The sequence below is a fragment of the Pantoea sp. BAV 3049 genome (assembly GCF_009765445.1).
Classification (GTDB): domain Bacteria; phylum Pseudomonadota; class Gammaproteobacteria; order Enterobacterales; family Enterobacteriaceae; genus Erwinia.
The window spans coordinates 3,998,781-4,006,359 of record NZ_WHOY01000031.1 but is presented as its reverse complement, the minus strand read 5'-3'; the positions used below and the strand labels follow the sequence as shown (position 1 = coordinate 4,006,359).

The 7,579-nt window shown below is 53.6% G+C and carries 7 protein-coding genes and 1 other annotated feature; of the genes, 4 read left to right on the top strand and 3 right to left on the bottom strand.

The features are described from left to right. Positions 1–222 precede the first annotated feature (222 nt). From clpB to rluD, 3 genes are all read right to left on the bottom strand, one after another. Entirely contained in the window at positions 223–2,796 is a 2,574-nt protein-coding gene (gene clpB / locus GSQ70_RS19740) for an ATP-dependent chaperone ClpB (protein WP_158784123.1), read from the bottom strand. A gap of 125 nt (positions 2,797–2,921) precedes the next feature. After that, complete coding sequence (gene yfiH / locus GSQ70_RS19735) at positions 2,922–3,650, bottom strand: purine nucleoside phosphorylase YfiH (protein WP_158784122.1); 729 nt, start codon at positions 3,648–3,650, stop codon at positions 2,922–2,924. Then, on the bottom strand, positions 3,650–4,627 hold the full coding sequence (gene rluD, locus GSQ70_RS19730) for a 23S rRNA pseudouridine(1911/1915/1917) synthase RluD (RefSeq protein WP_158784121.1): 978 nt from the start codon (positions 4,625–4,627) through the stop codon (positions 3,650–3,652). The genes yfiH and rluD overlap by 1 nt, the downstream gene beginning before the upstream one ends. A 130-nt stretch (positions 4,628–4,757) precedes the next feature. On the opposite strand from rluD, the gene bamD reads away from it, so the two are divergent. The 4 genes from bamD to pheA all read left to right on the top strand — a co-directional run bounded on the left by bamD (position 4,758) and on the right by pheA (position 7,497). Beyond that, complete coding sequence (bamD, locus tag GSQ70_RS19725; protein WP_158784120.1) at positions 4,758–5,489, top strand: outer membrane protein assembly factor BamD; 732 nt, start codon at positions 4,758–4,760, stop codon at positions 5,487–5,489. 270 nt (positions 5,490–5,759) lie between these two features. After that, positions 5,760–6,092: a ribosome-associated translation inhibitor RaiA gene (gene raiA, locus GSQ70_RS19720; RefSeq protein WP_158784119.1), complete on the top strand. Its 333-nt coding sequence runs from the start codon at positions 5,760–5,762 to the stop codon at positions 6,090–6,092. A gap of 96 nt (positions 6,093–6,188) precedes the next feature. Further along, positions 6,189–6,313: a sequence feature (Phe leader region), on the top strand. Next, positions 6,190–6,237, top strand: a complete 48-nt coding sequence (gene pheL, locus GSQ70_RS25790) for a pheA operon leader peptide PheL (RefSeq protein WP_199257343.1) — start codon at positions 6,190–6,192, stop codon at positions 6,235–6,237. It overlaps the preceding feature by 48 nt. A gap of 23 nt (positions 6,314–6,336) precedes the next feature. Next, positions 6,337–7,497: a bifunctional chorismate mutase/prephenate dehydratase gene (gene pheA, locus GSQ70_RS19715; protein WP_158784118.1), complete on the top strand. Its 1,161-nt coding sequence runs from the start codon at positions 6,337–6,339 to the stop codon at positions 7,495–7,497. Positions 7,498–7,579 lie beyond the last annotated feature (82 nt).

Below are 7,579 nucleotides of genomic sequence, written 5' to 3'. Positions count from 1 at the left end.
CCGGCGGTTCAGCTTCCTGAACCTCTCAACCCGGTGGCCTGTAAGCCGTTGTTCCGTGTCAGTGGAGGCGCATTATAGGGAGTTCCTGATGGCTGACAAGGGGTAAATGCAAAAAACTTTTCAAGCGCTCAAAATTCAACCCAAAAGTAATAAAGACGACCACAAATGCCGTTTTCTTAAACAAAAATGGGCCCGAAGGCCCATTTCTGTTCTTTACTGCGATTACTGACGGGCAACTATCGCCCCATCCTGCACGTCCATCTCGATCATTTTTCCCGGAACCAGACTGCCTGAGAGGATCTGCTGGGCCAGCGGGTTTTCAATCTGCTGCTGTATGGCTCGTTTCAACGGCCTTGCACCATAAACCGGGTCATAGCCATTTTCACCGAGCATCTGCAACGCCGCATCGGAGATATGCAGTTCATAACCACGTTCAGCCAGACGATTGTAAAGACGCTGCAGCTGAATTTTAGCAATGGAGGCAATGTGTTTCTCACCCAGTGGATGGAACACCACCAGTTCATCGATACGGTTAATGAACTCCGGCCGGAAATGGTGGCCGACAACGGTCATCACCACGTCTTTCATTTCCGGATAACTCAGCGCGCCAAAACGTTCCTGAATCAGATCTGATCCGAGGTTAGACGTCATGATCACCACCGTGTTACGGAAGTCCACTGTTCTGCCCTGCCCGTCAGTCAGACGGCCGTCATCCAGCACCTGCAGCAGAATGTTAAACACGTCCGGATGCGCTTTCTCCACCTCGTCCAGCAGGATCACCGAATAGGGGCGACGGCGGACCGCTTCGGTCAGATAGCCGCCTTCCTCATAACCCACATATCCGGGAGGTGCGCCCACCAGTCGCGAAACCGCATGTTTCTCCATGAACTCAGACATATCAAGACGCACCATCGCATCATCACTGTCGAACATAAAATTAGCCAGCGCTTTGCACAGCTCGGTTTTACCTACCCCGGTCGGGCCGAGGAACAGGAACGAGCCGATGGGGCGATTTGGATCGGCCAGACCTGCACGACTCCGCCTGATGGCGTTTGATACAGCTTCAACCGCTTCGTCCTGACCAATAACACGCTCGTGCAACTCCTGCTCCATCCGCAGCAGTTTGTCGCGCTCCCCTTCTAACATTCTGGCAACCGGAATACCGGTCCAGCGAGCCAGCACATCGGCGATCTCCACGTCGGTTACGCGATTACGCAACAGGCGCATTGTCTTTCCTTCGGCCTGGGTGGCTAACTCCAGCTGTTTCTCCAGCTCAGGTATTTTCCCGTACTGCAACTCAGACATCTGTGCCAGATCGCCGGAACGACGCGCCTGCTCAATGGACAGTTTTGCCTGCTCCAGTTCCGCCTTGATAGTCTGGGTGCCGGACAGTGAGGCTTTCTCCGCCTTCCACTCTTCTTCCAGCTCAGAGTAATCACGCTCTTTCTGATTCAACTCGTCTTCCAGCATGTCCAGACGTTTGATGCTGGCATCATCGGACTCTTTCTTCAGCGCCTGCTGTTCCAGCTTGAGCTGAATAATGCGGCGTTCAAGACGATCCAGCGACTCCGGTTTCGAGTCAATCTGCATACGGATGCTGGAAGCCGCTTCATCGATCAGGTCAATAGCTTTGTCCGGCAGCTGGCGATCGGCAATATAGCGGTGAGACAGCGTAGCCGCCGCCACAATGGCCGGATCGGTAATCTGCACATGGTGATGCAGCTCATAACGTTCTTTCAGCCCGCGCAGGATGGCGATGGTATCTTCAACGCTCGGCTCCGCCACAAACACTTTCTGGAAACGACGCTCAAGTGCCGCATCTTTTTCGATGTACTGGCGATACTCATCCAGCGTAGTGGCGCCAACACAGTGCAGTTCGCCACGGGCCAGCGCAGGTTTCAGCATGTTGCCTGCATCCATCGCGCCATCGGCTTTACCCGCACCAACCATCGTGTGCAGCTCGTCGATAAACAGAATGACGTTGCCTTCCTGTTTGGACAGGTCGTTGAGCACGCCTTTCAGACGCTCTTCAAATTCACCCCGGTATTTGGCACCGGCCACCAGCGCCCCCATATCCAACGCCAGCACGCGGCGGCCTTTCAGCCCTTCCGGCACTTCGCCGTTGATAATGCGCTGAGCGAGGCCTTCAACGATGGCGGTTTTACCCACGCCAGGCTCGCCAATCAGTACCGGATTATTCTTGGTACGGCGCTGCAGAACCTGGATAGTACGGCGGATCTCTTCATCACGCCCGATAACCGGGTCCAGCTTGCCCATCTCCGCCCTTTCGGTCAGGTCGATGGTGTATTTTTTCAGTGCCTGGCGCTGATCTTCAGCTCCCTGGTCGTTCACGGTTTCGCCTCCACGCATCTGGTCAATAGCCCGGGTCAGTTTTTCGCTGGTTGCTCCAGCGGATTTCAGTAAATCAGCCAGTGAGCCACGCGAATCGAGAGCGGCCAGAACGAACAGTTCGGATGAGATAAAGTTATCGGCACGTTTTTGCGCCAGTTTGTCACAGAGATTCAGGACGCGGACCAGATCCGCTGAAGGTTGCACATCGCCATCCGTCCCCTCAACCTGTGGCAGACGAGCAATAGCCTGTTCCACGCCGCTGCGCAGGGCTGACACATCAGTGCCCGCGGTGGTAAGTAAAGGACGTACGGAGCCCCCTTCCTGAGTGAGCAGGGCGCTCATCAAGTGAAGAGGTTCGATAAATTGGTTGTCGCGCCCGAGTGCTAAAGACTGGGCATCGGCGAGAGCAAGCTGGAATTTATTAGTAAGACGATCCAGACGCATAATTCCCCCATTCAGGTCAAATTGCTACTGGAGATTAAATGAGGTCATCCCTCAAATTTTCAAGTTTAATGACCCAAATATTTTGGTGAAAAATACATCAATCTGGACCGTCTTATGGCGCTAGGTTATATCAGCCAGATCAAACTTGCCATACGGCCGGTAACGCCATCGCGTCGGAAGGAGAAAAATTGTTCCCGTGCGGAGACAGTACAAAGGCCGCCACCCGTGATATGGCGCACTCCTCTGCGTGTCAGACAGTTCCGGGCAAGCTGCCAGATATCGGCATAATATTTTTCACCAACAGGACGAAATGCCGCGTCAGTGATTAAATCTTGCGCTAAAAAGGCGTTACGCACCTCCGGTCCCACCTCAAAGGCCTCCGGTCCAATGGCGGGTCCCAGCCAGGCAACAATCTCTTCTGCCGGAGCGATAAAAGCATCGAGCGTGGCTTCCAGAACCCCTGAACACAATCCCCGCCAGCCAGCATGAGCTGCCGCCACTTCTTTACCATCCAGAGAACTGAACAGTACCGGCAGACAGTCAGCCGTCATCGCTGCACAAACCACACCACGTTCGCGGGTATAAGCAGCATCGGCCTGCAGTGAGTCAGGCTCTTCCCCGGTAAGATGTAATACCCGAACACCATGAACCTGCTCCAGCCAGACGGGCATTGCCGGCATTTCTGCCAGCCGGACCAGACTTTCACGGTTGGTCTGCACGTCCTGCGGATTATCCCCCACATGCGCACCAAGATTCAGCGAATCCCAGGGCGCATGGCTGACGCCTGCCAGCCGGGTTGTTGAACAGGCCCGTACGCTGGCGGGCACGCTCCATTGGGGAATGATCAGGCTCATTACCAGTCCAGCTGATCTTTAAACTCTTCGGTATCGGCTTTCAGGGCCTGGATAAGCTCCACCATATCCTGTGGCAGCGGCGCGTGCCATTCCATCTCAATCCCGGTAATCGGATGATACAGACGCAGCATGGTGGCGTGCAGAGCCTGGCGGTCAAACTTTCTCAGTGTGGAGATAAACGCTTCAGAAGCGCCTTTCGGTGGACGCGGACGACCGCCGTAGAGAGGGTCACCCACCAGGGGATGGTTGATGTGGGACATATGCACACGGATCTGGTGAGTACGGCCGGTTTCCAGACGCAGACGCATACGGGTATGAGCACGGAAATGCTCCATAATGCGATAGTGCGTGGTGGCCGGTTTGCCCATCGGATGTACCGCCATGTGGGTGCGCTTGGTCGAGTGGCGGCTGATCGGCTCGTTTACCGTTCCGCCCGCAGTCATACGGCCAATAGCCACCGCTTCATACTCACGGGTGAATTCACGCAGCTGCAATGACTCCACCAGATGAGTCTGAGCAGGAACCGTTTTCGCTACCACCATCAGGCCGGTGGTGTCCTTATCCAGACGGTGCACGATGCCCGCACGCGGCACATCAGCAATGGCCGGGAAATGATACAGCAACGCATTCAGTACCGTGCCATCAGGGTTACCAGCCCCCGGATGAACCACCAAATCGCGAGGCTTGTTGATAACCAGAATATCGTCATCTTCATAAACGATGTTCAGCGGGATATCCTGCGCTTCCCAGCGCGCTTCTTCCTCAATCTCGGCCTCGATAGCGATTTGTTCGCCACCAAACACTTTTTCCTTTGGTTTATCGATGATTACGCCATTAACACTGACGCGACGGTCGAGAATCCACTCTTTTATACGAGATCTTGAATAATCAGGGAACAATTCAGCCAAAGCCTGATCTAAGCGTTGTCCGAGTTGCGATTCGGAGACCGTTGCGTTGAGTTTTACTTGTTGTGCCATAAACAGCTTCTTCGTTAACGTTGGGTTTTCACGGCGATGCCGTTTAATATAATGTGCTATTGTACCTGGTCACTATCGGGAGCTACATGGACAGCTTCCTGAATAACACTCTGAGGATAATCAAATCGTCATGACGCGTATGAAATATCTGGTGGCTGCAGCCACGTTGAGCCTGGCATTAGCGGGTTGTTCCGGCTCGAAGGATACGGTGCCCGATAACCCGCCTTCCGAGATCTATGCCACAGCCCAGCAAAAACTGCAGGACGGTAACTTTAAAGGAGCAATAACGCAACTGGAAGCGCTCGATAACCGCTATCCGTTCGGGCCTTACTCCCAGCAAGTTCAGCTAGACCTGATCTACGCTTACTACAAAAATGCCGATTTGCCGCTGGCGCAGGCCGCAATTGACCGCTTTATGCGTCTGAATCCAACCCATCCGAACATTGATTACGTGATTTATATGCGTGGTCTGACGGACATGGCGCTTGATGACAGCGCGCTGCAGGGATTTTTCGGCATCGATCGCTCAGACCGCGATCCTACGCATGCGCGTGATGCCTTCCATGACTTCTCTCAGCTGCTGCGCGGGTATCCAAACAGCCAGTACGCCACTGATGCCAGAAAGCGTCTGGTGTTCCTGAAAGATCGTCTGGCGAAGTATGAGTTATCCGTTGCCCAATTCTACACCAAGCGCGAGGCCTATGTCGCCGTCGTTAACCGTGTAGAGCAAATGATGCAGGATTACCCGGATACTCAGGCTACCCGTACGGCTCTGCCACTGATGGAAAATGCCTACCGTCAGCTGCAGCTGAATGCCGAAGCGGATAAGGTGGCCAAGATCATCGCCGCCAATAAGGCATAAGTCACAAAAACGAAAAATGGCAGCCGGTGGCTGCCATTTTTTTTGCCCAGAAAAGCACCGGATTTTCGATTTTCCTTCTGAGTTAACCTACCCATAATGCACCCTTAAAATCAGCCCTTCAAGCCTCAACAGAGGAATAATCACCCCATCTCACAAATTTTGCCCACTTGACAAAAAGTGACAAAAAAACGTGATATCGATCACGCATCAAGCCTTTTTTCAGGGTATGCTGGACCTACATTCGACGGAAATGACAGAGAGGTAAGCACTATGGTTCTGAACATTACCAGCAAGCACATGGAAATCACCCCGGCTATCCGCCAACATGTCGAAGACCGTCTGGCTAAACTTGAAAAGTGGCAAACTCATCTGATTAATCCCCATATCGTTCTTTCAAAGGAGCCGAAGGAATTCGTTGCCGATGCGACTATCAACACGCCAAATGGCCCCCTGGTGGCCAGCGCAAAACACGATGATATGTATACGGCCATAAACGACCTGATCAACAAACTGGAGCGCCAGCTGAATAAAGTTCAGCACAAAGGCGAAGCGCGCCGCGCGACTGCCAGCGTCAAAGACCTTAGCGTCGTCGATCAGGAATAACCGTAAAAGGGAGATAACGCGCCTCAGGGCGCGTTTTTTATTGACAGAGAGAAATTGCAGCGGTTACTTTAAACGCTCGACAATACCGGACACCACCATGAAAAAGCAGCCGTTCTTCTTCGCATTCTTTTTTACCTTCCCCTGACCGGGAGGCGATTCGTCGTGTAAGAGAGAATGCGAAGACGAACAACAAAGCCTCCCCAGCGGGAGGCTTTTTTTTTATGAACATCTGACAGGTAGCATTATGACCGCTGAAAATCCCCTGCTGGGCCTGCGCGACAAGATCAGTGCGCTGGATGAAGAACTGCTGAGCTTACTGGCGAACCGCCGGGCGCTGGCGATTGAAGTCGCCACGGCGAAAATGGCCACCCACCGCCCTATCCGTGACATTGATCGTGAAAGAGATCTGCTTGAAAATCTGATCCGGCTGGGCAAAGCACATAAGCTGGACGCCCACTACATTACCCGTCTGTTCCAGCTGATTATTGAAGACTCGGTTCTTACCCAGCAGGCACTGCTGCAAAAACACCTTAACAAAACCAATGCACAGTCTGCCCGTGTCGCTTTCCTCGGCCCTAAAGGCTCTTACTCTCACCTGGCGGCACGTCACTATGCAGCCCGCCACTTTGACAATTTCATTGAAAGCGGCTGCCTGAAGTTCCGCGATATTTTCAGTCAGGTTGAAACCGGTCAGGCAGACTATGCCGTGCTGCCGATTGAGAATACCACCTCCGGTTCAATCACCGATGTCTATGACCTGCTGCAGCAAACCAGCCTGTCTATCATTGGCGAGATCACCGTGCCCATTGATCACTGCGTACTGGTCTCTGGCAGCACCGACCTGCAGCAAATCGAAACGGTTTACAGCCATCCTCAGCCTTTTCAGCAGTGCAGCCAGTTTATTCACCGCTTCCCGCACTGGAAAATTGAATACACCGAAAGCACAGCAGCCGCGATGGAAAAGGTGGCGGCACTCAATTCACCAAAAGCCGCCGCTCTGGGCAGCGAGGCTGGCGGCGAGCTATACGGCTTACAAGTGCTGGAGCGCAACCTGGCAAACCAGCTGCAAAACATCACCCGCTTTATTATCCTCGCCCGCAAGCCGGTTGAAGTGACTGAGCAGGTTCCGGCAAAAACCACGCTGATTATGGCGACCGGACAGCAGGCCGGTGCGCTGGTGGAGGCGCTGCTGGTTTTGCGCAAGCATAATCTGACCATGAGCAAGCTGGAATCGCGTCCGATTTACGGCAATCCGTGGGAAGAGATGTTCTATATTGATTTCCAGGGCAATCTGCGTTCCGGTGAGGTGCAGCAGGCCCTGCGCGAGCTGGCACCAATTACCCGTTTGCTGAAGGTGCTTGGCTGCTATCCGAGCGAGAACGTCGTCCCGGTAGAACCAAACTAATCTCCTGTTTCCAGCCGCGGCTCCTGCGGCTGGATACCCCTACTCCCAGAGAGCGATTTCCCCTTTCTGCTAATCGCTATAT

Coding starts and splice junctions, on each gene's coding strand:
- clpB (WP_158784123.1), bottom strand. CDS start 2,796: ATGCGTCTGGATCGTCTTACTAATAAATTCCAGCTTGCTCTCGCCGAT.
- raiA (WP_158784119.1), top strand. CDS start 5,760: ATGGTTCTGAACATTACCAGCAAGCACATGGAAATCACCCCGGCTATC.
- bamD (WP_158784120.1), top strand. CDS start 4,758: ATGACGCGTATGAAATATCTGGTGGCTGCAGCCACGTTGAGCCTGGCA.
- rluD (WP_158784121.1), bottom strand. CDS start 4,627: ATGGCACAACAAGTAAAACTCAACGCAACGGTCTCCGAATCGCAACTC.
- pheA (WP_158784118.1), top strand. CDS start 6,337: ATGACCGCTGAAAATCCCCTGCTGGGCCTGCGCGACAAGATCAGTGCG.
- yfiH (WP_158784122.1), bottom strand. CDS start 3,650: ATGAGCCTGATCATTCCCCAATGGAGCGTGCCCGCCAGCGTACGGGCC.